Consider the following 25,312-nt stretch of genomic DNA (forward strand, 5'->3'; position numbering starts at 1 on the left):
CCGGGGCCGGGCAAGCGGCCTCCCGGTCAGCGGTCGATCGGGCGGCCGAGGAGCGGCGCCACGACGTCACGGATCGCGGGTGACGGACGCAGCCCGAGCTCCGTGGCGAGCAGCCGCCGGTAGGCGTCGTACTGGCGCAGTGCCTCGCCGTGGTTGCCCTCCGCCAGGTGGACGGCGATGACCTGGCGGTGCGCGGTCTCGCGGAGCGGTTCCCCGCTGACGGCGGCGAGCGCCGCGGCGAGCGCCTCGCTGAAGCGGCCCTCCTGCCGCAGGGCCTGGGCGTACCGCTCGAGGGCGTGCAGCCGGCGCTGGCGGTGGCTCTCGCGCACGGGGTCGAGCCAGGGCTCGTCCCAGTCGGGCAGCAGGTCGAGGTGGAGCAGGCTGAGGTCCGGTGCGGGCGCGTCGTCCACCACCTCCGCGGCGAGACGGTGGGCGACCGCCAGGTCCACCTGCACGTCCTCGGTCAGGCAGAGCGACGTCTGGTCGGAGCGCACCACGACCCGGCCGCGGGGCCGCGGCAGGCGCCACAGCGTCGAGCGCAGGTTGGACGCGGCCCGGCCCGCGGGGAGGTCGGGCCAGAGCCGCTCGGCCACTCCGGCCCGTCGGGCGCGCCCGCCGGGGGAGTCGACCGCCAGGAGCGCGAGCAGGCGCTGCCCGGCTCGGGACACCCGCTGCGGCTCGTCGCCGAAGGTCACGGCGAAGTCGCCCAACAGGCACACACGTACGACGCTCATCGACCCTCCCCGGCTCCGCGATCCCGGTGCCCGCGACGGGCCGTGCCATGCGGGGGTGACGCCACGGAGACGGCGGGACCACGGGCGGGACCACGGGAAGGACCACGGCCGGGACCACGCCCGGGGACACGGGCGGGGTGGAGCGTCGGGCTCGTCCGGGAGCGATCCCCGCTCCCGTCCAGCGAGAAGGAGACGCACGTGTTCCGTCACAGCAAGGAGCTCCAGTTCGAGGTGCGCCCCGAGCGCCCCGACGCCCTGTTCGCCGCGAAGCTCCAGGAGCTCGTCGGCGGTCAGTTCGGTGAGATGACCGTGATGATGCAGTACCTCTGGCAGGGCTGGAACTGCCGGGTCCCCGGCAAGTACAAGGACATGATCCTCGACATCGGCACCGAGGAGATCGGCCACGTCGAGATGCTCGTGACGATGATGGCCCGGCTCCTCGAGGGCGCGCCGTCGGAGACGCAGGCGCAGGCCGCCGCCGCCAACCCCGCCCTCGCCGCGGTGCTCGGCGGGCAGAACGTGCAGCACGCCATCGTCACCGGCGGTGCCGCGATGCCGACCAACAGCCAGGGCGTGCCGTGGAACGGCGGCTACATCGTGGCGAGCGGCAACCTCCTGGCCGACTTCCGCAGCAACGTGGCCGCCGAGGCGCAGAGCCGGCTGCAGACCGCCCGCGTCTTCCAGATGACCGACGACCCCGGGGTGAAGGAGACGCTGCGCTTCAACCTGGCGCGCGACACGTTCCACCAGCAGCAGTGGCTCCTCGGCATCGAGCAGCTCATCGAGGACGGCTTCACCGACGGCATCGAGGACTCCCTGGCCGACGAGGAGAAGACGGAGCCGGGACGCACCTTCTACAGCTTCCACGAGGGCAGCACCGCCCACGAGGGACGGTGGGCGCAGGGCACGACGATGATCGGCAACCACGAGATCGCGTTCGAGGAGGGCCGTCCGCTCTCCGACGACGTGCAGGAGGTGCCGGCACCGGACCCGCTGCTCTTCGCCACCTACGACGGCAGCAAGGGTCCCGGCAAGCCCGGGGACGGCACCGGGGCCATGGTGCAGGGGGCCGAGAACCTCCTGCACAAGGCCAAGGAGAAGCTCACCGGCGAAGGCTGATCGTGACCGAGGTCCTCTGGCGTCCGCTGTCGGACGCGTTCCTGGGGGTCGGCGTCTTCGTCGCGCTCCTGGTGGCGCCCTTCGGCTGGGCCCGCCTGCGGTGGGGCCGGGCGATCGACGACGCACTCGTGCGTCACCGTCGTCTGGCCCCGCTCGCGGGGGCGGCCCTCACGCTGCCGCCCGGCTGCGGAGGCGCCATCCTCGTGGCGACCCTCTACGGCCGCGGCGGGGTGACCTACGGGACGGCCGTCGCGGCGCTCGTCGCCACCATGGGCGACGCCTCCTGGGTGCTCCTGGCCGCCGACCCCTGGTTGACGCTGCAGCTGAAGCTGTTGCTGGTGGTCGTGGGCACCACGACGGGGTACGTCGTGGACGCGCTCGGCATCGACCCGCGGCGGGACCGGGCTCCCGCCCCTCCCGCCCAGCCCGCCCAACCCGCGCTACCCGCTCAGCCCGCTCAGCCCGCTCTGCCCGCGGTGCTCGCCCGGCTGGACGCTCCGCAGCGGGTCGGGGCCCTGGCCCTGGCGCCGCTCGCGGTGCTGTGGGGGCTCCTCGGGGCCGGCGCCGCGCTCAGTCTCCCGGCGACCTTCCGGCTGCTCGACCCGGCCGCGGTCGGCTCGTCGGTCGGGCTGCCCGACCCCGCGCTGCTCCTCGGCTGCACCGGCACGCTGGCGGCGGTCGGCTACCTCTGGCTCCACCGCGGCCGCGACTGCACCGGCGAGCCCACGGGCCTGCGGGACGTGTTCCGGTCGGGGGCGCACGACGTCGCCACGGTGACGGCGTGGGTGGCGGTCGCCTTCGTCGGCTGGGCCGTGCTCGAGGCGGTGACCGGGCTCCACCCGCAGGACCTGCCCCTGGTCGGCGTGACCGGCGTCGTCGTGGCAGCGCTCGTCGGGCTGGTGCCGGGCTGCGCCCTCCAGATCGTCTTCTGCGGCGTCTTCGTCGCCGGCGGCATGCCGTTGCCCACGCTCGTGGCCAACATGGTCAGCCAGGACGGCGACGCCCTCATCCCGATGCTCGCGCTCCAGCCCCGCTCCGCGCTGCTGGCCGGCGCCATCACGACCGCTCCCGCCCTGCTCGTCGGCGGTCTCCTGCTGCTCCTCACCTGACCCGGCTGCATCCCCCGGAAGGACACCCCCATGGACCTCGTCCAGCTCCTGACCGCGTCGTACCTGCTCGTCCTCGGCGCCCTCTTCCTGCGCGTACGGCGCCACGTGCGTCCCGCGTGGCGCCGTACGCCGTGCGCCGCGTCAGCGGTGGGTGGGGGGACGGTCGCCGTACCGCAGGACCGGGCTCGTCTCGACCCAGCCGGCCGCTCCGGCGAGCACCTCGCTCGCGCGCCGCAGGTGGGGCGCGAGGTCGGGCCCTCCGCGCCGGGCCCGCGTGTCCAGCACGTCGCGGGTGCGGTCGAGCACCGTCAAAGGTAGGGCGGCCAGCGCGTTGCCCGGCGGGCGCCGGGCGACGACCGGGTGGGGTCGGGTGGGCGCCGTCCGGCGCACGGCCTCCCACGCCAGCCCCAGGGCCCGCAGGCTGCGCGGCGGGAGGGCCGCCTGCAGGCGGGGGAGCAGGACGTCCTCCTCGTCGCGGACGTCCTCCCGCAGCACCGTCACGAGGCGGGCGACGGTGTCGCGCCGGGTCGAGGTCGCCGCGCGGTCCCGCTCGAGCGCGGTCCACAGCTCGTTGACCTCCTGGTGCTCCTCCTCGACGGTCAGCGTCAGCGCCTCGCCGTCGGGCAGCACCCGCCGGGCGGCGGGCCAGATCACGGACTCCTCCGCGAACGCGTGGGGGAAGACGAGCCGGGCGACCTGGTGGAGCACCTCCTCCTGGACGGGACCGGCGGGTGGCGCGGCCTCGAGCGCCCGGAGCAGGCGGTCCAGCTCCACGTGGTCCCGCTGCTGCCGCACCAGGATGCTCCAGCGGCCGCCGAGCTCGGCCTCGCTCTGCTCGGCGATCGACCGGGCGCTCATGCCGCACCCGCCACGGCCGCACGCTCGGCGGCGGCCGCGGCCCCGCCGTACCAGGGGTCCCCGTGCCCCGGCAGCACCACCCGCGCGCCCGTGGCGCCGATCCGCGCGAGGGAGGCGACGGCGGTCGCCGGGTCGTTCGTGGCCCCGGTGGCGACGGCGCGGGGTCCGCGCCGCCCCGTGTAGGGGTCCAGCGTCACGAGGGCGTCGCCGGTCACGACGGCGTCCGCGTCCGGGAAGTGCAGCACCACCTCGCCGTCGGTGTGCCCGGGCGTCAGCAGCACCTCCGGTCGGCCGGGGAAGTCGGCGACGACGCCCTCGACGAGGGGGTCGGTCCGCAGCGGAGGGCGCACCGTCAGGGCACCCAGGCGGGTCATCGACGCGAGGTGCGGCCAACCGCCCGGGTGCGTCGCGGCGAACGCGAAGCGGTTGCGGCGGGGCCGGTAGCCGTAGGGGTGCGCCGCCAGGTGGCCGTCGTCCGGGTGCACCAGGACGGGCGTGTCGTGCTCCCGCTGGAGGCGGCGCGCGAAGCCGAGGTGGTCGAAGTGCCCGTGGGTGACGAGGACGGCGGTGAGGTCGGCGGTGCGGAACCCGAGGAGGCGGAGTGCCTCCTCGACGACGGGGTACGTCGCGGGCAGGCCCGCATCGACGAGCCCGACCGAGGTGGCCTCGTGGGCCACGTAGAGGTTGACCGGGCCGTGGGCGACGCGGTGCAGGCCGTCGGCGACCCGGTCGACGACGATGGACGGGGCGAGGGTGAGAGGCATCGCACCCGGTACCCGCGGGGGTCGGGTCCGAGCAGCGGTCCGCCCCGAGCCGGGTGCGGAAGCGGGTGCGGGAGCTCAGCGGGCGAGGGGTGCGCCGTCGACCGGGAGGCGACCGGCGGCGACGAGCTCGACGAGCACCGCCGCGGCGACCGACTGCACGAGCAGCAGCCCGACGAGCACGAGGACCTGCGCGGCCCCCGCCTGGACGGGGGAGGCCCCGGCGAGCAGCACGCCGACGAACGCGCCCGGCAGGGTGACGAGGCCGACCGTGCGTGTCTGGTCGAGCCCCGGGACGAGGCCGAGGGCCGCAGCCGGTCGGCCGACGACACCGACCGCCTGCCGCCGCGTGCCGCCGAGCGCGAGCACCCCCTCGTAGAGGTCGCGGTGGTCGCGGAGCTCGTCCGTGATGCGCCGCCCCGCGAGCGTCGTCGCCGTCATGGCGCCACCGACGAGGATGCCGGCGACCGGGAGCACCGCCACCGGCTCGAACGGCACCGCCCCGACCGCCACGGCCGCGACGACGGTGGGCACCATCCCCGCGGTGATCGGCACGACGAGCCAGGGGCTCGGCGCGCGGCGGTCCGTGATCCGCCGGCCGGCCGTGAGGGTCGCGACGGCGACCATCAGCAGGACGAACGCCAGGGTGGCGGCCATCGACCGGAGGACGAGCCCGATCAGCAGGCTCACCAGCGTCAGCTGCACCACCGCCCGGGTCGCCGCCCACGCAGGCGCGCGCCACGGACCCAGGGCGGACAGCCGGACCACCAGCGCGGCAGCGGCCGCCAGTCCCGTGACGAGGAAGGCGAGGGGCCAGCCGGGTTCGACCACGTCGGTGCCTCCTCCTCGCCGGACGCCCGGGCGCTCGCCGGGGGGTTGCTGGTCCGGAGGATAGGACCGGCGGTGCACGATGGCGTCATGACACGACTGCCGCTCGTGGTCGCCCCCATGGCCGGTGGGCCCAGCACGCCCGACCTCGTCGTCGCGGCCGCCGACGCCGGCGCGCTCGGCTTCCTGGCGGCGGGCTACAAGACGCCGGAGGCGCTGGCGGCGGAGGTCGGCGCCGTGCGGCAGCGGACCGACCGGTTCGGGGTCAACCTGTTCGTGCCGACCCCGGTGCCGGTGGACCGGGACGCCTACGCGGCGTACGCGCAGCGCCTGGCCCCCCTCGCCCTCCGGCACGGCGTCACGGACCTGCCGGCCGAGCCGCGGGAGGACGACGACGCGTGGGAGGCCAAGGTCGAGCTCCTGCTCGCCGACCCGGTGCCGTTCGTGAGCTTCACGTTCGGGCTGCCCGCCCCGTCGGTCGTGCGGGCGCTGCGCGACGTCGGGACCGTGACCGTGCAGACCGTCGTGCGTCCGAGCGAGGCCGAGGCTGCCGCGGCGCTCGGGGCCGACCGCCTGGTCGTGCAGTCCCACGTCGCCGGCGGGCACTCCGGCACCCTCGATCCCGACGACCTCCCGCCCGAGGTGCCGCTCACCACACTGCTGCGGGAGGTGCGCGCCGTGACCGACCTGCCGTTGTGGGCCGCCGGCGGTCTGGCGACGGCGGAGGACGTCGCCGCGGTGCTGGCGGCGGGAGCGGAGGCCGCGGTCGTGGGCACGGCGCTGCTCCGCACGCCCGAGGCGGGCACGTCCGCGACGTACCGCCGCGCCCTCGCCGACCCGACGCGCACCTCGACCGGGCTCACGCGGGCGTTCTCCGGTCGGCCCGCGCGAGCGTTGCGGAACGGGTTCGTCGAGGCGTACGACGCGGTGGCGCCCTCCGGCTACCCCGCCCTGCACCACCTGACGAGCCCGATCCGCACGGCGGCCGCGGCAGCCGGCGACGAGGAGGCCATCAACATCTGGGCGGGCACCGGGTTCCGGTCGGCGACCGACGAGCCGGCCGGGGTCGTGCTGCGGCGGCTGGCGGGGGGTCACGACCTGACGTCGGGGCTTGGCTCGGTGTCCGGCCTCGCCCCGGTGTCCGGGCTCAGCCCGGGTGCGTGAAGGTGACCGGGGTGCCGGTGCTCCGCGCACGGGCGATCTCGCGGCGGGTCGAGTCGCCGACGTACCCGCCTGGGTTCACCACGACCACACGGTCCGCGAGGTCGACCTTGTGGAGGTGGAGTTCGTCGAGCAGGGCCTTCTGCTCGGCGTCGACCGGCCCGTCCACCTCGGCGGGAGCGAGGACGATCGAGCCCGCGAGGGTCAGGTCGCGGTTGGTCCGGCGCATCTCGTCCGCGAAGCGCGCGGAGCCGCAGATGCAGACGATCTCGGGACGGGTGGGCACCGGCCCAGGCTCTCATCCCGCGGGGGTCCGGGCATGCTGCGCCGCCCCGGCCACGGATGTGGACGGGCGGCGGGTGGTGCTGGCCGGGGTCAGGTCTCGTCTGGTCCTGGGTCTGGTGCTGGTCGTGGTGGTGGCCAGGATCGGGTGCCGTCGCGGTCGACGAGGTAGGTCTGACCGTGGGGGCTGGTCCAGATGAGGGCGTTCGGTGGTTCGCCGTTGTCTGGGTGGGTGGGGCGGTAGGTCCACTTGTTCCCGGTGGTCATCTCGCGGTGGGTCTTCATGCGGTGGTGGCGTCGGCAGAGCGGGAAGAGGTTGCTCGTCGAGGTCTGGCCTCGTGGGCCGTTGTCGTCGTAGGCGCGGCAGTGGTCGAGGTCAGCGGTGCGTGAGCTGCGGGTGCAGTAGGGGAAGACGCATCTGGGCCAGCGGGCTTTGACGTGGTCGGCGATCCGGTCCGGTGGGGTGTAGCTGTTGACTGCATCGGGCTCGTTGAGGTCGATGACCGGCTTGACGACGACGGTGGTGTCCGGTGCGGCGCACCAGGCCTGGACCTGCTCGACGGTGACGGCACCGCGGGGCGCGCCGGGGGTGTCGAGGCGGGCGAGGTCGATGCCGGTCGTGCCGGTGCAGGCGTCGATCCCGGGACCGAACCCGTTGAGGGCGCCGGTGATCGCGGCGTGGTCGAGGTGCACGAAGAGCACCACCTCGCGCCGCGCCCGCTGGACCGGCCGGGTTTCGTCGCCAGCAGGCCCGCTGGCCGCGTCGTACTCCAGCGTCGCGATGCCGTCGCAGCGCCGCGCGATCTCACCGAGGGCGATGGAGCGGCGGACGTCGAGGTCCTGGTCGCAGCCCAGGTCAGTCAGTTGCCGGGCGACGTGCGCGACGGTGCGTTCCAGGTCGAGCGCATCAGCCAGGTCCAGCGTCCCGTGGATGTCGACGGTGCCGCGCAGGGTGCCGCTGAGCGGGTCCGCGTAGGCGACGTCGCCCAGCTCGATCGTCAGGTGCCGGCCGCCGTCAGCCTCGGCCCGCTCGGCCTCGGTGGTCTCGGGGTCGAACCGCGCCGCGGCCTCCGCCACCAGCCGATCGACCTCGGGACCGGTGGCCTTGCCCGCGACGTACGCCACGTGCCGATCGACGAACCCCGCCGCCTCGAACGTCAGGGTGCGGGTGCTCTGCGCGATGCGGCGTCCGCGCCACACGTCGACCTCACCCGCGGCGATCCGGGCCTGGACACGGGGCAGGCGGTAGCGCAGCTCGATCGCGTCACCGACCAGTCGCCGTGCGGCGTCGAACGAGCACCCTCGGGCGGCGGCCACCTCGCCGATGCAGAACTCCGCCACCACCGGCGCCCCGGGGCCGCCGAGCTCGAGGAAGTGGTCACCAGCCAGGGCCTCGGCGTCTCGTTCGTAGTGCCATTCACCCTGCACCGTGATCGGGTCACCCACGACCTCGTCGGAGGTGTGCGCCGCGGCCCAGTCACCGACCGCGACGAAGGCAGCCGCTTCCGCGATGCGAGCCGCCGTCGTGCGCTCGCGGACCGCGTCGATCAACGCGGTCGCTGTGGTGTGGGTCCCCCGATCCATGGACCCCACTCTAGTCGAACAAACGTTCGATGACCACCTGTGCGTGGTGAGCTGTGGATGAGTCAGGCCTGGTCGTTGTTCTTCTGCTCGCCCCACCCGTGCACCCGGTCGACCTCGATCAGCGCGCTGACGCGGGGACGGTCGCGGCGGGGGTAGGGCTGGCCGCTGTAGTGCGTCGAGAGGGCGTCGATGTCGACGAGCTCGGGGTCGTCGTAGATCTCGACGACGCGTCCGATGAGGGTGACGTGGGTGTACCAGTTCTCCTTGTCGGTGACCGTCAGGCTGACCCGGGGGTCACGGTGGAGGTGCTTCAGGCGTACCCGGCCCTCGTCCATGTTGACGAGGACGCGGTCGTCGTCGCGGAGGAGGTACCACGTCGCGGCCGTGACGGGCTGCCCGTCCTTGCGGACGGTCGCGATCACCGCGGGGTTGGGCTTGCGCAGCATCTCGCGGGCGGAGTCGGTGAGGTGGGTGTCGGTCACGGGCTTCTCCCTCGGTACGGCCGTCTTGTCTGCTCCCGACCGTACGGGGCGGGCGTCAGCCGTCACGCCTCCGAAGGGGGCCGGCCACGAGCGCCCGCACAGCGCGATCGAGGTGCGCGCGGACCGTCTCGACATCGGTGACGGCGCCGGGGTCGAGATCGACGTACGGCGCGTCGTCGTCGAGGCATGAACACACGATGTCCGGACCCGCTTCGACATCGTCGTCACCGAAGCAGGCGGCACAGCTCGGGTCGCACGAGCAGTCGTCGAGCTCGAGGTCGATCCGGAGCGCTCCTCCGTCGTGCACGTCCACCGTGGCCCGTTCGTCCCCGCGTGCCAGCTCGAAGCGGTACCAGTCGGTCCGGTCGAGCGACGCCGGCAGGTCGTGGACGATCGAGATGACTTCATCCTCGTCGGCGAGTGAGTCGTACTGGGCGCCGTCGGCCCACATCCGGTACTGCGCGGCGTCGAGCACGACACCCTGCTCCGCCCAGCCGGGGAGACGCTGCTCGACCAGGCGCGTGACTGCGGCCAGGTCGAGCAGCACGGGACGGGGGTCTGGAACGCGGTACCTGGCCCATGTCTCGGCCTCGACGGCGGACAGTGCGTCGAGGAGGTGAGGGTCGTCGGTGACGAGGTGGAAGCAGTCGTCCCGCGGTCGCGCGAGCCAGCGGTCGGCTGCATCCACGACGGCTTCGATCGAGTAGTCGGCCAGCCAGGAGGCGTCACTCGACAGGGCATCGAGCAGGGCGTCGTCGTCGGACCGCGCCGACGCGACGAAGAACGTCGCGCGGAGCTCGGGATCATCGGAAGGGCCCGCCGCGAGGATGGTCAGCCAGTGGTCCAGCGGTCCCAGATCGGCGGGCACCACCGGAACGGGTTCGTCGCCCACGCTCCACGCGGCGACCACCACGTCGATCGACTGAGCGGGCGCCAGCCTCGCCAGCGCTGCGCGGACGAACTCACGCTCGACGGGTGACCGCGAGCTCCGTGGGAGGGGACTTCGGAACTCGGGCCAGGCGTGGGCGTGCCCGTGGGACATGCCGTCGACGGCGGGGAACTTCGAGGGATCGATGCCGCCCCACCTCGCCCCCCAGCGCACCCGGAAGGCCGCGGCCTGCTCCGTCTCATGCGAGGTCAGCAGGCAGTACGAGCCGTCCAGCTCGTCCACGCCGCGATCAGCCCCTCGCCCGCTCCACGTCGAGCAGGATCCCCACCGTGCCGGCACCGCCGCGTCGTAGCCGGCTACCGAGGACGGTCAGCCGCCCGACCACCCCGTACTTGCGCACCACCGCCCGCGCCACGCGCGCCGAGGCCTCGTCGTCCAGCAGTCGCCCCACCCCGGCGTACGTCGCGCCGTGCGTGCGCTTGCCGCGCACGGCGGAGCCCTGCACCTGCACCCGCCCGCTGGCGCGGACCCGCTTGACCTTCCACGAGTCGCGGACCGTCCAGACCGCGGCCGCACCCTCGAACGGCACGATCCAGACGGGGGTGGGCTTCGGTCGGCCGTCCTTGGTGAAGGTGGTGAGCACGACGTACTTCTCGTCGGCGACCGGGGGAGCGGACGGCTGGGTGGGGGCCACGGCCCCATGATGCCGACCGCGAGGAGCGGACGCGCAAATACCTACTGCGCCAACCAGCGGTTTTCCGCAAGGGATCGACAACTCTCCCGGGACCGCTTGGGGGCCGGGCGTCCCCCGCGCACGCTGGGGCAAAGGCCGCGTGCCAGTCGCCCACCCGCCGCAAAGGATCTGCCGTGCACGACCAGATCAGACCCTCCCACGACGAGACGCTCCTCCGGCGGTTCGACTACCACCACCTGTCCGAGGGGCCGGAACGGGATCTCGCTGCGTCGTACGCCATGGTGGCCGACCTCATGGCCGAGACCTTGCCGGTGTCGCCACACGTGACCCGCTGCCTCAGCGCGCTGCTCGACGCCCGGCGCGAGCTCGGTGCCACCACCACGGGACTGGTGGCGCGGCGAGACGGCTAGGTGCGGACGGGCTGGCCTGTAGGCCGGGTTCTGTCCTCGGGCCCGTTGCCGGGCACCGATGTGCGGCCATCCATCTAGGGCCGCCGTTGCCGACGACCTCGTGCAGTCCACCCGCGTGCTCGGGCGGGCAGCCCTCGAACGCACGCGCGTCCGCCTCCTCGCGGAGGCGGACTTCTCGACCTTGCTCCAGGTGGGGTTTACCGAGCCGCTCCGGTCGCCCGGAGCGCTGGTGGTCTCTTGCACCACCGTTTCACCCTTGCCGCCGCCGGCCGGAGCCGGAGGAGGCGGTCTGTTCTCTGTGGCACTGTCCCGCGGGTCACCCCGGGTGGGCGTTACCCACCACCTCGCCCTGTGGAGCCCGGACCTTCCTCGACGACACCCGAGGGTGTCGCCGCGGCCGCCCGGCCAGCCCATCCGCACGCAGCAGGATAGGGGAACAACGCCCCTGCGGTGGACGTTGGGGCCGTCAGCCACGACGAGAGGGGACACCATGACCGAGCACACCGACTGGACCGAGCAGGTCGAGCAGATCAGCGCGCCGGCGATCGTGTTCCCGGGCCAGGCGCAGGACGCGACGTCCGCCCACCGCGCGGCGTTCGACCTCCTCGCCCGCCGGGCCCCGGCGGAGGCGCTCGCGCTCATCGAGCCGGCGCTCGAGCTCGACCCCGAGAACTACGGCCTGCGCAGCCTGCGGGCCTGGGCGTTCCTCATGCGCGCGCAGCTGCAGCGCGCCGAGTCCGAGCTGCAGGGTCTCGTGGACGAGAACCCGAGCGACGACTGGGCGCGTCACGCGCTCGCGCGGAGCCTGGAGAGGCAGTCGCGCTTCGAGGACGCGCTCCCGCACGCCCGGCTCTCCGCCGCGATGACGGGCGATCCCGAGCACGAGTCGACGGCGCTCCGCATCGAGCGGCGCCTCGCCGAGCGGCGCGGCACGTTGGAGGACCTGGTCTGAGCCGACGGGGTACGGCGCGGGTTCGCCCCGCGCCGTACCCCCGCCGTCGTCACGCCAGCCGCGTGACCTCGACCTCGACGAACATGCGCGACGTGCGCGCCCCGGCGAAGATGCCGCTCAGGGGTCGCACGTCGCCGTAGTCCCGCCCCGCCGCGATGACGACGTGCCGGTCGCTGATCGCCTGGGCGTTGGTGAGGTCGAAGGCGTGCCAGCCCTCGTCCCACCACTCGATCCACGCGTGGGACTCGCCGGCGACAGTGACCCCGACCTCGGGCTCCGCCGAGGGGTGGAGGTAGCCGGAGACGTAGCGCGCGGGGATCCCCAGGTGGCGGAGGCCGCCGATGGCGAGGTGGGCCATGTCCTGGCAGACCCCGCCCCGCTGCTCCCAGGCCTCGGCGGCGCGGCTCGTCACCTCGGTGGCGCCCCGGATGTACTCGACCTCCGCGTGCACCAGCGCGCACACCGCCCGGGCGGCGTCGCCGGGGGTGGCGGCCTCCGCGCGGATGGCGTCCACCCGGGTGACGAGGTCCTCCGGCGGCGCCACGAGGTCGGGGAGCATGAGGAACTCGGTGTGCACGTCGGCGACGCCGGGCTCCGTCAGGTCCTCCCACGCCAGCGTCGGGGGCGGCAGCGGCGCCCGGTTCGTGTGGACCGTCGCCTGGGCCTGCACGGTGAGGGCGTCGTGCGGGTCGAGCACCTCGAAGGACGTGACCTGCGTGCCCCAGTAGTCGCGGTAGGTGTGCGTCCACGGCGTCGGCGTGATGTCGAGACGGGTGTGGGCCACGATCTGCTCGGGGGAGGTCTGCGGCGTCAGCCGGGCCTCGTTGTAGGAGGTCACCGCCTTGCCGTCGTACTCGTAGCCGGTCGTGTGGATGATGCGCAGCTGCATGCTCACAGGGCACCTCCGTGCCACTCGGTCGCCTCGGAGCCGGCGAAGTAACGACGGGTGACGGCGTCGGTGGCGGCCGCGCAGGTGTACTGCAGCCGCTCCATCTCCGCCGGCAGGTTGGCGACGACGTCGGACAGCGACCGGTACTCCAGGTCCGCCCGCGTGCGGCCCAGCAGCCGCTGGGCGTCGTTGCCGAAGCCGGCGCGCGCGCCGCCCGACTCGAGGTTGTCGAGGCACTGCTCGGCCCGGCTGATCGAGTGGACGATCGAGCGGGGGAACAGGCGGTCGAGCAGCAGGAACTCCGCGGCGCCGCGGTCGGTCTCCAGACCGCGGTACGTCCGGAGGAACGCCTCGTAGGCGCCGCAGGCCCGCAACGTCGAGGTCCAGGCGGAGGCCGCGCTGGAGCTCGTCAGCGCCGCGGTCGCGACGAGCCGCGCCGTCATGTCGGCGCGCTCGATGCTGCGGCCCAGCACGAGGAACTGGTAGCCCTCGTCGCGGGTCATCGTCGCCTCGGCCGTGCCGTTCACCAGGGCCGCCCGGTCGCGCACCCAGCCGAAGACGGCAGGCGGGCGCAGCGTGCGGAAGCGGCCCGAGGGCAGGGCACGCCACGTCGTGTTGACGGCCTCCCACAGCGGCTCCGACAACGTCTCGCGGGCGCGGCGGGCCGACTCCCGCGCCGCACCGAGGGCGGCGGCGATCGACCCGGGCGCGTTCGCGTCGTACGCCAGCAGCTCGAGGATCGTCTGCCGGGTCATGTCGGTGTCGTCGTCGTAGGGCACGCCCATGATCGACAGCAGGGTGCGGCAGGCCGCGGCCTCGTCGACGGTCGGGTCCTCCAGCATCAGCTGGGTCTGCACGTCGAGGATGCGCGCGGTGTCCTCCGCGCGCTCGACGTAGCGACCGATCCAGAACATCGACTCCGCGATGCGGCTCAGCACGGGGCGACTCCCTCGGTGGTGGACGACGGGGACGGGGCAGCGGCGTCCGCCTGCTGCTGCTGTTGTTGCTCCTGCTCCACGAGGACCGCCACGGGCTCCGCGACCGGACCGGCCGACGGTGTCGTGCCGCCCGTGATCTCGACCTGGCGCTGCGACTGGCGCTGGCCGCGGCCGCCGCCGGGACCGGCGAGCACCCAGGTGTCCTTCGACCCACCGCCACGGGACGAGTTGACGATGAGCTCGCCCTCGGCGAGCGCCACCCGCGTCAGTCCACCGGGGAGCACCCAGACCCGCTGGCCGTCGTTGACGGCGAACGGGCGGAGGTCGACGTGGCGCGGCGCCATCTTCCCGCCGACGTACGTCGGCACCGTCGACAGCTGCACCACCGGCTGCGCGATCCACGCGCGGGGGTCCTCGAGCACCTTGCCGCGCAGCTCGTCGAGCTCGGCGGCGGAGGCCCGGGGGCCGATCACGATGCCCTTGCCGCCCGAGCCGTCGACCGGCTTGAGCACGAGCTCGTCGAGCCGGTCCATGACCTCCTCGCGGTGGTCCGGCTCGCCGCAGCGCCAGGTGTCGACGTTGCGCAGCACCGGCTCCTCGCCGATGTAGTAGCGGATGAGGTCGGGCATGTAGGTGTAGACGAGCTTGTCGTCCGCGACGCCGTTGCCCACGGCGTTCGCGAGCGTCACGTTGCCGGCCCGCGCCGCGTTGATCAGCCCGGGGCAGCCCAGGAGCGAGTCGGCCCGGAACTGCACCGGGTCGAGGAACTCGTCGTCCACCCGGCGGTAGATCACGTGCACCTGCTCGAGGCCCTTGGTGGTGCGCATCATGACGCGGCCGCGGCGGCAGACGAGGTCACGGCCCTCCACGAGCTCGACGCCCATGGTGCGCGCCAGGAGGGCGTGCTCGAAGTAAGCCCCGTTGTAGACGCCCGGCGTCAGCACGACGACCGTCGGGTCCGTCACGCCGGCCGGGGCCGCGGCGCGGAGCGCGGACAGGAGGCGCTGCGGGTAGGACGCGACCGGCCGGATCCGGTGCTGCGCGAAGGTCTCGGGGAGCGCCGAGGAGATCGCCCGGCGGTTCGTCATCACGTAGGACACGCCGGAGGGCACCCGCACGTTGTCCTCGAGGACGCGGAACTCGCCCGCGTTGTCCCGCACCAGGTCGATGCCCGACACCTGGATCCGCACGCCGTTCGGCGGCGTGAGGCCGGCAGCGGCCCGGTGGTAGTGCGACGACGTCGTGACGACCGAGCGGGGGATGACGCCGTCCTCGAAGACGCGTCCCGCGTCGTACACGTCCTCGAGGAACATCTCGAGCACCTTGACGCGCTGCTGGACGCCCTTCTCGATGCGCGACCACGACTCCATCTCGATGACGCGCGGCAGGATGTCGAGCGGGAAGGCGCGCTCCTCGCCCCCGATGTCGAAGGTGACGCCCTGGTCGAGGTACGCCGTCGCGAGCGCGTCGACGCGACTGCGGAGCTCCGGCTCCGTCATGTCGACGAGCGAGGCGGACAGCTGCGCGTACGGCGTGCGAAGACCCTCGTCGGCGAACATCTCGTCGAACGCTGGGCCCGCGGCGCCGGTGTATCCCTCGAACATGGCCGTCATGGAGCGGACGTTACCCAGGACCTGTAACACGGGTGTTGCAGGACGCACCCGGGAACGCTCCGCGGCGTGCGCTCAGGGGAGCGTCAGCACCTCGGCGCCGGTCGGCGTGACCAGCAGGGTGTGCTCGAACTGGGCCGTGCGGCGGCGGTCCTTCGTGACCGCCGTCCAGCCGTCGTCCCACATGTCGTGGTCGGGCGTGCCGAGGGTGAGCATGGGCTCGATGGTGAACGTCATGCCGACGCGGATCACGTCGTCGTAGTAGTCGCTGTCGTAGTGCGGGATCACCAGGCCCGAGTGGAAGTGCGTGCCGATGCCGTGGCCCGTGAAGTCCTTGACCACGCCGTAGCCGAACCTCGCCGCGTAGGCCTCGATCACCCGCCCGATCACGTTGACGCGCCGGCCCGGCTTGACGGCCTTGATGCCCCGGTTGAGCGCCTCCCGCGTGCGCTCCACGAGCAGCGTCGACTCCTCGTCGACGTCACCCGCCAGGAACGTCGCGTTGGTGTCGCCGTGCACGCCGTCGAGGTAGGCCGTGATGTCGATGTTCACGATGTCGCCGTCCTCGACCACGGTGCTGTCGGGGATGCCGTGGCAGATCACCTCGTTGATGCTGCTGCACAGCGACTTGGGGAACTCGCGGTAGCCCAGCGTCGACGGGTAGGCGCCGTGGTCGCAGAGGAACTCGTGCCCGATGCGGTCGAGCTCGTCGGTGGTGATCCCGGGACGTACGGCGCGCCCCACCTCAGCGAGGGCCTGCGCCGCCAGCCGACCGGCCGCGCGCATGCGCTCGATGGTGTCCGCGTCCTTCACCTCGTCGCCCTCGAAGCGCTCGGGGGCCGGGCGCCCGACGTACTCCGGCCGCGGGATCGAGCGGGGCACCGGGCGGACGGGGGAGACGGTGCCGGGGGTGAGCGGGGCGCGGGACATGGCGCCCACTCTAGGGACGCCCGGCCGAGGGACCGCGCGTGGCTCAGCCGCGGCGTACGGCGCGGGTGAACAGCGTGAGGAGCACCCGGGCCACACCGGCCAGGGCGACGCCCTCGACCACCGGGAGCCGGCGCTGCGCGTGGAGCGTCCAGGCCACCTCGGTGCTGGTGGCGCTGCGTTCGGTCAGTCGCACGGTGCCGCCGTAGTCGCGGAACGGCACGCCACCGAGGGCGACGTAGGACAGGGAGCGGCCGGGCTCGACAACGGTGACGCGCTCGACGATCGCGGGCGTCGGGCCGCTCTTGATCCGCCGGACGGCACCGACGCCCCCGGGCTCCTCGGCGGCGGAGTCGTCGACCGTGACGCGCAGCCCCGGGCCCCACTGCTCGATGGCGGTGTGGTCCGCGAGCGCGGCCCAGACGACCCCGATCGGCTTGTCGACGACGGTCCTGGCGGTGGTCTCCACGGGTGCTCCTCGGGTGGCTGGCCGGTGGCTGACGGGTGGTCGGTCGATCGCGGGAGTAGCGTGTCGTCATGACGAGCCGACTCTCCGACAACACGCCCGACGACTGGTGGTTCTGCCTCAAGCACCACACGGTCGAGCCGCGCAGCGGGTGCAAGAACAAGGACCGGCTCGGACCCTACGCGACCCGCGAGGAGGCGTCCCACGCCCTGGAGAAGGTCGAGGAGCGCAACGAGGAGTGGGAGGGCGAGAGCTCGTCGTGAGTCGTGGCCCCAGCGCCGCGCTTTTCAGGGCGCTGGGGCCACGACGTCGCGCTCGTGGTGGGGGCGGCCCGCCCGGGGACTGCAAATGTGCGGATAGAGCGGCCTGGATCGAGCTGGAGCTGCCCCAGCCGCACAGTCCTGACGCGTGGTCAGGCCGGCCACGCGCCGCTGTCGACGACCTCGCGCACCAGGTCGATCGTCGTCCCCGAGGCCAGCAGGTCCCCCGCGGCGTCGAACAGCTCGAGCGTCGGCGGGGTGCGGTCGCCGCTGATGAGGAGCACGACCCCGTGGGGCGTGATCTCGAGAGGGTCGCCACCGAAGGTCGCCGAGACGACGTCGTCCCGCAGGAGCAGGGCGTCGACCTGCCACCCGGATGCGGCCCCGCCCCCGGCCGGCTGCAGCAGGGGTCGCGCAGTGCCGGCGGGGCGGGTCGTCGCGTCGAGCAGTGACGTGTCGCCCGGTGTCCCGTACCCGGATGCAACGCGCTCGTCCTCCGCCGTCATGGACACACGGAGGAGGCCGCCCTCCACCTGCATCTCGAACACGGCGGCGTAGACGCGGGTCGCGGCGGCTGGGGGAGGGAGACCCGGCAGCCGACGGCCGGTGCGACGGGGCATGTCGAACGGCCCGTCCGACCACCCGGCGACCACGATGTCCACCCCCGGCGGGACGTCATCGGGGTCGGCGCCGGCCTCCAGCCAACCGTGCACCGCGAGCCCGGTCTCGACGATGTGGATGTGGTCTACCGGCGGCCCTTGGGGACGTTCCACGTCAGAACGTGTGCTCAGGCCCGGGGAAGCTCCCGCCGCGCACCTCGTCGACGTAGGCCCGCGCGCCCTCGGCGAGCACGGACCGCACGTCGGCGAACTGCTTGACGAAGCGCGGCATGCGCCCGGTGCGCAGGCCGAAGGCGTCCTGCCAGACGAGCACCTGGGCGTCGCACTCCGGACCCGCGCCGATCCCGACCGTCGGGATGGACAGCTCCTTCGTGACCTGGGCGGCGACGTCGCCCGGCACCATCTCCATCACGACGGCGAACGCGCCGGCGTCGGCGACCGCGTGGGCGTCGCGCAGGACCCGCTCGGCGGCGTCCCCGCGGCCCTGCACGCGGTAGCCGCCGAGGGTGTGCTCGGACTGGGGGGTGAACCCGATGTGCGCGCACACGGGGATGCCGCCGAGTGTCAGCTTCTCGATGGTCGCGGCCATCTCGGCGCCGCCCTCGAGCTTCACCGCGTGGGCGCCGCCCTCCTTCATGAAGCGGACGGCCGTGAGGTAGGCCTGCTCCGGGCTCGCCTGGTAGGAGCCGAACGGCAGGTCACCGAGCACCAGCGCGCGGCGCGCCGAGCGGGCGACGGCCCGCGTCAGCGGGATCAGCTCGTCGACCGTCACCGGCAGCGAGGTCTCGTTGCCCAGCACGTTGTTGGAGGCGCTGTCGCCGACGAGGAGCACCTCGACGCCGGCCTCGTCGAAGACCTGCGCGGTGTACATGTCGTAGGACGTCAGCATCGTCCACCGCTCGCCGCGCTCCTTCATCTCGCGCAGGTGGTGGGTGCGGATCCTCCTGGGTGCCGCGGCGGGCGTGCTGCCGGCCTGCGGCCCCGACCCGTAGGGGCTGGGCTGCTCACTCATCGTCGAGTTCCTTGCTGTGTGCTCTCGCGGCTCCCTGGTGGAGTCCCCGGACCGCGTCCAGCGTAGGACGGACCCCCGGCCCTGGCGCTGTGGCGCCGGTCACGGACCGTAGTCGCGCTCGACCGTCGCGACCCGCACCCGGTACGTCGCGTACCACTCGCGCCGCCCGCGCCCCTGGGCCACCAGGTGCTCGGTGACCTGCTTCCAGGCGCGGGCCGCCTCCGCGTCCCGCCAGTACGACACGGTGATGCCCTCGTCGCCGGACCGGGCCGACTCGATGCCGAGGTACCCGGGCTGCTGCCGAGCGAGCTCCTCCATGCGGGCCGCGGTCGCGGCGTACGCCTCGTCGTCGTCGCGGGGCCCGCCCGCGGCGCGGACGCTCGTGAAGACGACGGCGGTGTAGGGCGGCGGCGGGGTCGCGGCGAGGAACGGCACACCGGGAGCGTGACACGATGGCTCCGTGACCTCGGTCCTGGCCCGCTACGGACGCACGCTCGCTCGCGTGCAGTCCGCGCCCACGTGGTTGCTCGTCGTCTTCGTCGTCACCGTGGCGCTGCTGCCGCTGTCGACGCCCGTGCAGGTCGGCGTGCTCCTGTTCGTCGTGCTGTTCTTCTGGCTCCCGCTCGCGGTCGTGCTGCGGCGCGAGTTCCGCCGCGGCTACGACCAGGAGGGCGCGCGCCAGCGCCTGCGGGACCTCGAGCGCTGACCCGCGGTCCTGCGTTCGCGGAATAGCCGCCCGCGACGTACCGTTGCGTCCACGACATACCCCCAGGGGGTATCCAGACGCGACGGAGGAGTTCCCATGACGACCACCGAGTTCCAGGTGACGGGCATGACGTGCGGCCACTGCGAGGCCGCGGTGCGCGAGGAGGTCGGCCAGGTGGCCGGCGTCGAGTCCCTCGAGGTGAGTGCCGCGACCGGCCGCCTGGTCGTGACCTCGTCCACGCCCGTCGACGAGGCCGCCGTGGTGGCGGCCGTCGACGAGGCCGGGTACGTCGCGGCCCGCGCCTGATGCGCACCGCCCCGCGTCTCGCCGCGTTCGGCGCCGGGTTGCTCGTCGTGCTCGGCGGCTCCTACGCCGTGGGGGCCGCCGTGGTGCCGTCGTCGGTCGTCGAGGCGTGGGGCGAGCGCGCCCCCGCCGGGCACGGTGACGAGCACGGCGCCGACGGCCACGGCGACCACGGCCACGGCGACCACGGCGAGGAGACCGCTGTCGGCGGCCTCGCCGTCGCCGCGAACGGCTACGAGCTCGTCGACCTCGCGGCGCCCACCGCGCCGGGCACGCCGGGGACGCTGGCGTTCCGCCTGGTCGACGCCGACGGCGCGCCGCTGACCGACTACGACGAGAGCCACGAGCGCGACCTCCACCTGGTCGTGGTGCGCACGGACGGCCAGGGGTTCCGCCACGTGCACCCCACCCTCGACGCCGACGGCACCTGGTCGCTGCCCTGGACCTGGGACACGGCCGGCAGCTACCGCGTCATCGCCGACTTCGTGCCCGCCGGCGGGGAGACCACCACCCTCGGCGCGACCGTCGAGGTCGGTGGCGAGGTCGTGCCCTCCCGACCCCTCGGGGAGGTGCGGACGGCGCGGGTCGGCAGCCTCGTCGTACGGCTCGAGGGCGAGCTGTCCGTCGGCGGGTCCGGCGGCGAGCTCGTCGCCCACGTCGAGCGGGACGGCGAGCCGGTGACGACGCTGGAGCCCTACCTCGGTGCCTTCGGGCACCTCGTGGCGCTGCGGCAGTCGGACCTCGGCTACCTCCACGTGCACCCGGAGGGCGACGCGCCGGCGCCGGACGACCGCGCCGGGCCGGACATCGCGTTCCACGCGAGCGCACCGACGTCCGGCCGCTACCTGCTCTACCTCGACGTCGTCGTCGACGGGCAGGTCCACACCGCACCGTTCGTGCTCGACGCCGGAGCGAGCGACCACGGCACCGACCACGGGGGAGAGGAGCACGGACATGACCACCAGCACTGAGCCGCGCACGGACGCGCCGCTGGAGGACGTCGAACTGCTCATCGGCGGCATGACCTGCGCCTCGTGCGCGATGCGCGTCGAGAAGAAGCTCAACAAGCTCGACGGCGTCGAGGCGAGCGTCAATTACGCCACCGAGAAGGCGCGCGTGCGCGTGCCGGAGGGCTACGACCCCGCCCTCCTCGTCGCCGAGGTCGAGCGCACCGGCTACACGGCCGAGCTGCCCCCGCCCCCCGCGGCACCCACCGCCTCCGGCGGAGACGGCGCGACCGAGGACCCCGGTACGACGCGCGCCGACGCCGAGCTGCACGCCCTGCGCGACCGGCTGGTCGGGTCGACCGTGCTCGCGGTGCCCGTCATCGCGCTCGCGATGGTGCCCGCGTGGCAGTTCGACTACTGGCAGTGGCTCTCCCTCGCGCTGGCCTGGCCCGTCGTGGTCTGGGGCGCCTGGCCGTTCCACCGCGCCGCGTTCGCCAACGCCCGGCACGGCGCCGCCACCATGGACACCCTCATCTCCGTCGGCACGCTGGCGGCGCTCGCGTGGTCGGTCTACGCGCTCTTCTGGGGGTCGGCCGGCGAGGTCGGCATGACCCACGGCTTCGAGCTGACCGTGGCGCCGACGGACGGCACCGCGAACGTCTACCTCGAGGTCGCCGCCGGCGTCACCGCCTTCGTGCTGGCCGGCCGCTACGCCGAGAAGCGCTCGAAGCGTCGCGCGGGCGCCGCCCTGCGCGCCCTGCTCGAGCTCGGTGCGAAGGACGTGGCACGGCTGCGGGACGGCCGCGAGGAGCGGGTGCCCGTCGGGGACCTCGCGGTGGGGGACCTCTTCGTCATGCGCCCCGGCGAGAAGATCGCCGCCGACGGCGAGGTCGTCGAGGGCGGCTCGGCCGTCGACGCCTCGATGCTGACCGGTGAGTCGCTGCCCGTCGACGTCACCGTCGGCGACGCGGTCACCGGCGGCTGCGTCAACACCAGCGGCCGCCTCGTCGTGCGGGTCGCCCGGGTCGGCGCCGACTCGCGCCTCGCGCAGATGGCGCGGCTCGTGGAGGACGCCCAGTCCGGCAAGGCCGAGGTGCAGCGACTCGCCGACCGGGTCTCCTCCGTCTTCGTGCCCGTGGTCATGGCGATCGCCGTGGCGACGCTCGGCGTCTGGTGGGGCGCGGGCTTCCCGATCGAGGCCGCCTTCACGGCCGCCGTGGCCGTGCTCATCATCGCCTGCCCCTGCGCCCTCGGGCTGGCGACGCCGACCGCGCTCCTCGTCGGCACCGGCCGCGGCGCACAGCTCGGCATCCTCATCAAGGGCCCCGAGGTGCTGGAGTCCACGCGTCGCGTCGACACCGTCGTGCTCGACAAGACCGGCACCGTCACCACCGGCACGATGACCCTCGTCGACGTGCTGCCCGCCGCCGGCGAGGACCGCGACGAGCTGCTGCGGGTCGCCGGAGCCCTCGAGGCGGGCTCCGAGCACCCCATCGCCCGCGCCGTCGTGGCCGGTGCCGAGCAGGCGGGTCCGCTCCCGGCCGTCACGGGCTTCCGCTCCGTCGAGGGCCGCGGCGTGCAGGGCGAGGTCGAGGGGCGCACCGTGCTCGTCGGGCGCCCCGGGTACGTCGCGGACGCGGGCCTCGCCGTACCGGACGAGCTGTCCGACGCGATCGCCACGGCCGGTGCGGCGGGACGCACCGCGGTGGTCGTGGGCTGGGACGGTCGGGTGCGCGGCGTGCTCGCCGTGGCCGACGAGGTGAAGCCGACGAGCGCCGAGGCGATCGCCGCGCTCCGCGCCCTCGGGCTCCGGCCCGTGCTCCTGACCGGCGACCACCGGGCCGTGGCCGAGCGCGTCGCGGCCGAGGTCGGCATCGACCAGACGGGGGACGAGGTCGTCGCCGAGGTGCTGCCCGCCGACAAGGTCGCCGTGGTCCGCCGGCTCCAGGCCGAGGGTCGGGTGGTCGCGATGGTCGGGGACGGCGTGAACGACGCGGCCGCCCTCGCGCAGGCCGACCTCGGGCTCGCGATGGGCACCGGCACCGACGTCGCCATCGAGGCGGCCGACATCACGCTGGTGCGCGGCGACCTGCGGTCGGCGGCCGACGCCGTGCGGCTCGCGCGGCGCACGCTCGGCACGATCAAGGGCAACCTGTTCTGGGCGTTCGGCTACAACGTCGCCGCCATCCCGCTCGCGGCCCTCGGGCTGCTCAACCCCATGCTCGCCGGCGCGGCGATGGCGTTCTCCAGCGTCTTCGTCGTCGGCAACAGCCTGCGGCTCCGCACGTTCGCGGCCCGCACCACCAGTCCCGGGAGGACGACCGCATGACGGAGCACGAGGGGCACGAGCAGCATGCCGGGCCGCACGGCTACAGCGAGGACAAGAAGAAGTACCTCGCGCGGTTGAAGCGCATCGAGGGGCAGGCCCGGGGCATCCACCGGATGGTGGAGGAGGACCAGTACTGCATCGACGTCCTCACGCAGATCAGCGCCGTGACGAGCGCGCTGCGCGGCGTGGCGCTGGCCCTGCTCGACGACCACCTCGAGCACTGCGTCGCGCACGCGGCCCACGCGGGCGGCGACGAGGCCGACGCGAAGCTCAAGGAGGCGTCGGCGGCGATCGCGCGGCTCGTGCGCTCCTGAGGCCCCCGCCCCCGTCCCGACCGCCCGCCGGTGCGGCAGACTCGACCTCGTGACCTCGGCGACGCGTGACGACCAGGACTGGGCCTCGATCTACGGGCAGGGCTTCGCCCGCGTGGCGGCGGTGACGCTCCCCGTCGCCGTGGGCGACCCCGCGGCCAACGCCCGGGCCGTCCTCGAGCAGGCCCGCGCCTGCCACGACGAGGCGGTCGCGGTCGCCGTGTTCCCGGAGCTCTGCCTGACCGGGTACTCCGCCGAGGACCTCTTCCTCCAGGACGTGCTCCTCGACGCCACGCTGGAGGCGATCGAGGAGGTCGTCGACGGATCGACGGACCTGCTGCCGATCCTCGTCGTCGGGGCCCCCGTTCGGCACGGCAACCGGGTGCTCAACGCCGCCGTCGTCGTGCACCGCGGTCGCGTGCTCGGTGTCGCCCCGAAGTCCTACCTTCCGACCTACCGTGAGTTCTACGAGCGCCGCTGGTTCGCCCCGGGCGACGACCTCGGGGGCACCATCGAGCTGGCCGGCCACGAGGTGCCGATCGGCGACGACCTGCTGTTCGCCGCGACCGACGTGCGCGGCCTCGTGCTCCACGTCGAGGTCTGCGAGGACATGTGGGTGCCGGTCCCGCCCAGCGCGCTCGCCGCGCTCGCCGGCGCGACGGTGCTGGCGAACCTCTCGGGCAGCCCGATCACGGTGGGCCGCGCCGAGGACCGGCACCTGCTGGCGCGCTCGGCCTCGTCGCGCTGCCTCGCGACGTACGTCTACGCCGCCGCGGGCCAGGGCGAGTCGACCACGGACCTGTCGTGGGACGGGCAGACGATGGTCTACGAGCACGGCGAGCTGCTGGGGGAGTCGGAGCGCTTCCCCGACGGCCCGCGCCGCACGATCGTCGACACCGACCTCGACCGCACCCGGCTCGAGCGGCTCCGCACGGGCACCTTCGACGACAACCGTCGCGCGGTGCTCGGGGACACCGACTTCCGGGTCGTCGAGCTCGAGCTCGACCCGCCCACCGGCGACGTCGGGCTGCGGCGCAAGGTCGACCGGTTCCCCTTCGTGCCCGACGACGCGGAGCGCCTGGCACAGGACTGCTACGAGGCCTACAACATCCAGGTCTCCGGGCTCGAGCGCCGCCTCGAGGCGATCGGCGGCGCCACCTGGCACCCCAAGGTCGTCATCGGCGTGAGCGGCGGTCTCGACTCCACCCACGCCCTCATCGTGGCGGCGAAGGCCATGGACCGCCTCGGTCGGCCGCGCAGCGACATCCACGCCTTCACGCTGCCGGGCTTCGCGACGGGGGACACGACGAAGTCCTACGCGACGCGCCTGTCGCAGTCGCTCGGGGTCACCTTCGAGGAGATCGACATCACCGGCGCGGCGCGGCAGATGCTCGTCGACCTGCAGCACCCCTACGCCGGGGGCGAGGAGGTCTACGACGTCACCTTCGAGAACGTCCAGGCCGGGCTCCGCACCGACTACCTCTTCCGGCTCGCCAACCACCGCGGCGGGATCGTGCTGGGCACGGGCGACCTCTCGGAGCTGGCGCTCGGCTGGTGCACCTACGGCGTGGGCGACCAGATGTCGCACTACAACGTCAACGGCGGCGTGCCGAAGACGCTCATCCAGCACCTCATCCGGTGGGTGATCGGCAGCGGGCAGTTCGGGGACGACACCAACGCCGTGCTCGGCGAGATCCTCGAGCAGGAGATCACGCCCGAGCTGATCCCGACCCGCGAGGACGGGCTGCCGCAGCGCACCGAGGACAGCGTGGGGCCCTACGCCCTGCAGGACTTCACCCTCTTCCACGTGCTGCGCTACGGCATGGCGCCGAGCCGGATCGCGCTCCTGGCCCGCCACGCCTGGTCGGACCGCGAGGCGGGCGAGTGGCCGCCGAACTTCCCGGACGACCGGCGCGCCGAGTACGACCTCGCCGAGATCCGTCGGTGGCTCGACGTGTTCGTCCGCCGCTTCTTCGCCAACCAGTTCAAGCGGTCCGCGCTCCCCAACGGGCCGAAGGTCGTCGCGGGCGGCACGCTCAGCCCCCGGGGCGACTGGCGCATGCCCTCGGACGCGACGGCGGCGGCGTGGTTGGCGGACCTGGAGCGGGTGCCCGGCGCCGACCACTAGGGT

Annotated in this window: 29 protein-coding genes and 1 other RNA gene; 12 read left to right on the forward strand and 18 right to left on the reverse strand. The window is 73.8% G+C overall.

The window, feature by feature from the left end; all coding sequences use genetic code 11:
* Nucleotides 1–26: 26 nt before the first annotated feature.
* The gene (locus QE405_RS04070) at nt 27–734 is read right to left on the reverse strand and encodes an AfsR/SARP family transcriptional regulator (RefSeq protein ID WP_307198934.1); all 708 of its coding nucleotides are present in this window, start codon (nt 732–734) and stop codon (nt 27–29) included.
* 198 nt (nt 735–932) lie between these two features.
* Here QE405_RS04070 and QE405_RS04075 point away from each other — a divergent pair, with 198 nt between their 5' ends.
* Nucleotides 933–1,853 carry a manganese catalase family protein gene (locus QE405_RS04075; protein WP_307198935.1) on the forward strand — a complete coding sequence of 307 codons (921 nt, stop codon included), beginning with the start codon at nt 933–935 and terminating at the stop codon, nt 1,851–1,853.
* 2 nt (nt 1,854–1,855) lie between these two features.
* On the forward strand, nt 1,856–2,962 hold the full coding sequence (locus QE405_RS04080) for a putative manganese transporter (protein ID WP_307198936.1): 1,107 nt from the start codon (nt 1,856–1,858) through the stop codon (nt 2,960–2,962).
* Between the two features lie 141 nt (nt 2,963–3,103).
* Here QE405_RS04080 and QE405_RS04085 read toward each other — a convergent pair whose 3' ends face one another.
* The 3 genes from QE405_RS04085 to QE405_RS04095 all read right to left on the reverse strand — a co-directional run bounded on the left by QE405_RS04085 (nt 3,104) and on the right by QE405_RS04095 (nt 5,412).
* Entirely contained in the window at nt 3,104–3,820 is a 717-nt protein-coding gene (locus tag QE405_RS04085; protein ID WP_307198937.1) for a hemerythrin domain-containing protein, read from the reverse strand.
* The gene (locus QE405_RS04090; protein ID WP_307198938.1) at nt 3,817–4,584 is read right to left on the reverse strand and encodes an MBL fold metallo-hydrolase; all 768 of its coding nucleotides are present in this window, start codon (nt 4,582–4,584) and stop codon (nt 3,817–3,819) included. Before QE405_RS04090 ends, QE405_RS04085 begins: the two co-directional genes overlap by 4 nt.
* 75 nt (nt 4,585–4,659) lie before the next feature.
* Nucleotides 4,660–5,412, reverse strand: coding sequence for an ABC transporter permease (locus QE405_RS04095; protein WP_307198939.1), 753 nt, complete (start codon nt 5,410–5,412; stop codon nt 4,660–4,662).
* Nucleotides 5,413–5,499: 87 nt separating this feature from the next.
* Between QE405_RS04095 and QE405_RS04100 the strand changes: the two genes are divergently transcribed.
* Nucleotides 5,500–6,573 carry a nitronate monooxygenase gene (locus tag QE405_RS04100; protein ID WP_307198940.1) on the forward strand — a complete coding sequence of 358 codons (1,074 nt, stop codon included), beginning with the start codon at nt 5,500–5,502 and terminating at the stop codon, nt 6,571–6,573.
* Here QE405_RS04100 and QE405_RS04105 read toward each other — a convergent pair.
* The 5 genes from QE405_RS04105 to QE405_RS04125 all read right to left on the reverse strand — a co-directional run bounded on the left by QE405_RS04105 (nt 6,557) and on the right by QE405_RS04125 (nt 10,501).
* Nucleotides 6,557–6,856 (reverse strand): hypothetical protein, encoded by a 300-nt coding sequence (locus tag QE405_RS04105; protein ID WP_307198941.1) that lies wholly within the window; start codon nt 6,854–6,856, stop codon nt 6,557–6,559. The genes QE405_RS04100 and QE405_RS04105 overlap by 17 nt on opposite strands.
* Before the next feature lie 89 nt (nt 6,857–6,945).
* Nucleotides 6,946–8,436 (reverse strand): HNH endonuclease signature motif containing protein, encoded by a 1,491-nt coding sequence (locus QE405_RS04110; protein ID WP_307198942.1) that lies wholly within the window; start codon nt 8,434–8,436, stop codon nt 6,946–6,948.
* Nucleotides 8,437–8,498: 62 nt separating this feature from the next.
* Nucleotides 8,499–8,918 carry a PPOX class F420-dependent oxidoreductase gene (locus QE405_RS04115; RefSeq protein WP_307198943.1) on the reverse strand — a complete coding sequence of 140 codons (420 nt, stop codon included), beginning with the start codon at nt 8,916–8,918 and terminating at the stop codon, nt 8,499–8,501.
* Nucleotides 8,919–8,973: 55 nt separating this feature from the next.
* Nucleotides 8,974–10,089: a hypothetical protein gene (locus tag QE405_RS04120; protein WP_307198944.1), complete on the reverse strand. Its 1,116-nt coding sequence runs from the start codon at nt 10,087–10,089 to the stop codon at nt 8,974–8,976.
* Between the two features lie 7 nt (nt 10,090–10,096).
* On the reverse strand, nt 10,097–10,501 hold the full coding sequence (locus QE405_RS04125) for a PPOX class F420-dependent oxidoreductase (RefSeq protein WP_307198945.1): 405 nt from the start codon (nt 10,499–10,501) through the stop codon (nt 10,097–10,099).
* A 173-nt stretch (nt 10,502–10,674) separates the two neighbouring features.
* Here QE405_RS04125 and QE405_RS04130 point away from each other — a divergent pair, with 173 nt between their 5' ends.
* Complete coding sequence (locus tag QE405_RS04130; protein WP_307198946.1) at nt 10,675–10,911, forward strand: hypothetical protein; 237 nt, start codon at nt 10,675–10,677, stop codon at nt 10,909–10,911.
* Between the two features lie 3 nt (nt 10,912–10,914).
* On the opposite strand, the gene rnpB is transcribed toward QE405_RS04130, so the two are convergent.
* An RNA gene (gene rnpB / locus QE405_RS04135) (RNase P RNA component class A) lies at nt 10,915–11,324 on the reverse strand.
* Nucleotides 11,325–11,401: 77 nt separating this feature from the next.
* On the opposite strand from rnpB, the gene QE405_RS04140 reads away from it, so the two are divergent.
* Nucleotides 11,402–11,863, forward strand: coding sequence for a tetratricopeptide repeat protein (locus QE405_RS04140; protein WP_307198947.1), 462 nt, complete (start codon nt 11,402–11,404; stop codon nt 11,861–11,863).
* Nucleotides 11,864–11,912: 49 nt separating this feature from the next.
* On the opposite strand, the gene QE405_RS04145 is transcribed toward QE405_RS04140, so the two are convergent.
* The 5 genes from QE405_RS04145 to QE405_RS04165 all read right to left on the reverse strand — a co-directional run bounded on the left by QE405_RS04145 (nt 11,913) and on the right by QE405_RS04165 (nt 16,696).
* Nucleotides 11,913–12,752, reverse strand: coding sequence for a transglutaminase family protein (locus tag QE405_RS04145; protein WP_307205539.1), 840 nt, complete (start codon nt 12,750–12,752; stop codon nt 11,913–11,915).
* Nucleotides 12,753–12,754: 2 nt separating this feature from the next.
* Complete coding sequence (locus QE405_RS04150) at nt 12,755–13,690, reverse strand: alpha-E domain-containing protein (RefSeq protein WP_307198948.1); 936 nt, start codon at nt 13,688–13,690, stop codon at nt 12,755–12,757.
* Entirely contained in the window at nt 13,684–15,303 is a 1,620-nt protein-coding gene (locus QE405_RS04155; protein ID WP_307198949.1) for a circularly permuted type 2 ATP-grasp protein, read from the reverse strand. The genes QE405_RS04150 and QE405_RS04155 overlap by 7 nt, the downstream gene beginning before the upstream one ends.
* A 72-nt stretch (nt 15,304–15,375) precedes the next feature.
* A complete protein-coding gene (gene map, locus QE405_RS04160) occupies nt 15,376–16,230 on the reverse strand; it encodes a type I methionyl aminopeptidase (protein WP_307198950.1) in 855 nt (284 codons plus the stop codon).
* A 43-nt stretch (nt 16,231–16,273) separates the two neighbouring features.
* The gene (locus QE405_RS04165) at nt 16,274–16,696 is read right to left on the reverse strand and encodes an SRPBCC family protein (protein WP_307198951.1); all 423 of its coding nucleotides are present in this window, start codon (nt 16,694–16,696) and stop codon (nt 16,274–16,276) included.
* A 68-nt stretch (nt 16,697–16,764) separates the two neighbouring features.
* Here QE405_RS04165 and QE405_RS04170 point away from each other — a divergent pair, with 68 nt between their 5' ends.
* Nucleotides 16,765–16,956, forward strand: coding sequence for a hypothetical protein (locus QE405_RS04170; protein WP_307198952.1), 192 nt, complete (start codon nt 16,765–16,767; stop codon nt 16,954–16,956).
* A 149-nt stretch (nt 16,957–17,105) separates the two neighbouring features.
* Here the strand turns inward: QE405_RS04170 and QE405_RS04175 are convergent, their stop codons facing one another.
* The 3 genes from QE405_RS04175 to QE405_RS04185 form a co-directional block, all read right to left on the reverse strand.
* Complete coding sequence (locus QE405_RS04175; RefSeq protein WP_307198953.1) at nt 17,106–17,726, reverse strand: hypothetical protein; 621 nt, start codon at nt 17,724–17,726, stop codon at nt 17,106–17,108.
* Nucleotide 17,727: 1 nt separating this feature from the next.
* A complete protein-coding gene (gene panB / locus QE405_RS04180; protein ID WP_307198954.1) occupies nt 17,728–18,585 on the reverse strand; it encodes a 3-methyl-2-oxobutanoate hydroxymethyltransferase in 858 nt (285 codons plus the stop codon).
* Between the two features lie 99 nt (nt 18,586–18,684).
* Complete coding sequence (locus tag QE405_RS04185) at nt 18,685–19,020, reverse strand: antibiotic biosynthesis monooxygenase family protein (RefSeq protein WP_307198955.1); 336 nt, start codon at nt 19,018–19,020, stop codon at nt 18,685–18,687.
* Between the two features lie 25 nt (nt 19,021–19,045).
* Here QE405_RS04185 and QE405_RS04190 point away from each other — a divergent pair, with 25 nt between their 5' ends.
* The 6 genes from QE405_RS04190 to QE405_RS04215 all read left to right on the forward strand — a co-directional run bounded on the left by QE405_RS04190 (nt 19,046) and on the right by QE405_RS04215 (nt 25,309).
* Nucleotides 19,046–19,291, forward strand: coding sequence for a hypothetical protein (locus tag QE405_RS04190; protein ID WP_307198956.1), 246 nt, complete (start codon nt 19,046–19,048; stop codon nt 19,289–19,291).
* A 96-nt stretch (nt 19,292–19,387) separates the two neighbouring features.
* Nucleotides 19,388–19,597, forward strand: coding sequence for a heavy-metal-associated domain-containing protein (locus tag QE405_RS04195; protein ID WP_307198957.1), 210 nt, complete (start codon nt 19,388–19,390; stop codon nt 19,595–19,597).
* On the forward strand, nt 19,597–20,565 hold the full coding sequence (locus QE405_RS04200; RefSeq protein ID WP_307198958.1) for a heavy-metal-associated domain-containing protein: 969 nt from the start codon (nt 19,597–19,599) through the stop codon (nt 20,563–20,565). The genes QE405_RS04195 and QE405_RS04200 overlap by 1 nt, the downstream gene beginning before the upstream one ends.
* Nucleotides 20,549–22,870 carry a heavy metal translocating P-type ATPase gene (locus tag QE405_RS04205; RefSeq protein WP_307198959.1) on the forward strand — a complete coding sequence of 774 codons (2,322 nt, stop codon included), beginning with the start codon at nt 20,549–20,551 and terminating at the stop codon, nt 22,868–22,870. The genes QE405_RS04200 and QE405_RS04205 overlap by 17 nt, the downstream gene beginning before the upstream one ends.
* A complete protein-coding gene (locus QE405_RS04210) occupies nt 22,867–23,184 on the forward strand; it encodes a metal-sensitive transcriptional regulator (RefSeq protein ID WP_307198960.1) in 318 nt (105 codons plus the stop codon). Before QE405_RS04205 ends, QE405_RS04210 begins: the two co-directional genes overlap by 4 nt.
* Nucleotides 23,185–23,233: 49 nt before the next feature.
* Entirely contained in the window at nt 23,234–25,309 is a 2,076-nt protein-coding gene (locus tag QE405_RS04215) for an NAD(+) synthase (RefSeq protein ID WP_307198961.1), read from the forward strand.
* The last annotated feature ends 3 nt before the right edge of the window (nt 25,310–25,312 follow it).

It is taken from the genome of Nocardioides zeae (assembly GCF_030818655.1).
Taxonomy (GTDB): domain Bacteria; phylum Actinomycetota; class Actinomycetes; order Propionibacteriales; family Nocardioidaceae; genus Nocardioides; species Nocardioides zeae_A.

What these genes read in the sequence shown, in the direction of transcription:
- map (WP_307198950.1), bottom strand. Translation starts at nt 16,230, where the DNA reads ATGTCCCGCGCCCCGCTCACCCCCGGCACCGTCTCCCCCGTCCGCCCG.
- QE405_RS04140 (WP_307198947.1), top strand. Translation starts at nt 11,402, where the DNA reads ATGACCGAGCACACCGACTGGACCGAGCAGGTCGAGCAGATCAGCGCG.
- QE405_RS04100 (WP_307198940.1), top strand. Translation starts at nt 5,500, where the DNA reads ATGACACGACTGCCGCTCGTGGTCGCCCCCATGGCCGGTGGGCCCAGC.
- QE405_RS04210 (WP_307198960.1), top strand. Translation starts at nt 22,867, where the DNA reads ATGACGGAGCACGAGGGGCACGAGCAGCATGCCGGGCCGCACGGCTAC.
- QE405_RS04085 (WP_307198937.1), bottom strand. Translation starts at nt 3,820, where the DNA reads ATGAGCGCCCGGTCGATCGCCGAGCAGAGCGAGGCCGAGCTCGGCGGC.
- QE405_RS04200 (WP_307198958.1), top strand. Translation starts at nt 19,597, where the DNA reads ATGCGCACCGCCCCGCGTCTCGCCGCGTTCGGCGCCGGGTTGCTCGTC.
- QE405_RS04205 (WP_307198959.1), top strand. Translation starts at nt 20,549, where the DNA reads ATGACCACCAGCACTGAGCCGCGCACGGACGCGCCGCTGGAGGACGTC.
- QE405_RS04070 (WP_307198934.1), bottom strand. Translation starts at nt 734, where the DNA reads ATGAGCGTCGTACGTGTGTGCCTGTTGGGCGACTTCGCCGTGACCTTC.
- panB (WP_307198954.1), bottom strand. Translation starts at nt 18,585, where the DNA reads ATGAGTGAGCAGCCCAGCCCCTACGGGTCGGGGCCGCAGGCCGGCAGC.
- QE405_RS04195 (WP_307198957.1), top strand. Translation starts at nt 19,388, where the DNA reads ATGACGACCACCGAGTTCCAGGTGACGGGCATGACGTGCGGCCACTGC.
- QE405_RS04170 (WP_307198952.1), top strand. Translation starts at nt 16,765, where the DNA reads ATGACGAGCCGACTCTCCGACAACACGCCCGACGACTGGTGGTTCTGC.
- QE405_RS04110 (WP_307198942.1), bottom strand. Translation starts at nt 8,436, where the DNA reads ATGGATCGGGGGACCCACACCACAGCGACCGCGTTGATCGACGCGGTC.
- QE405_RS04090 (WP_307198938.1), bottom strand. Translation starts at nt 4,584, where the DNA reads ATGCCTCTCACCCTCGCCCCGTCCATCGTCGTCGACCGGGTCGCCGAC.
- QE405_RS04145 (WP_307205539.1), bottom strand. Translation starts at nt 12,752, where the DNA reads ATGCAGCTGCGCATCATCCACACGACCGGCTACGAGTACGACGGCAAG.
- QE405_RS04155 (WP_307198949.1), bottom strand. Translation starts at nt 15,303, where the DNA reads ATGACGGCCATGTTCGAGGGATACACCGGCGCCGCGGGCCCAGCGTTC.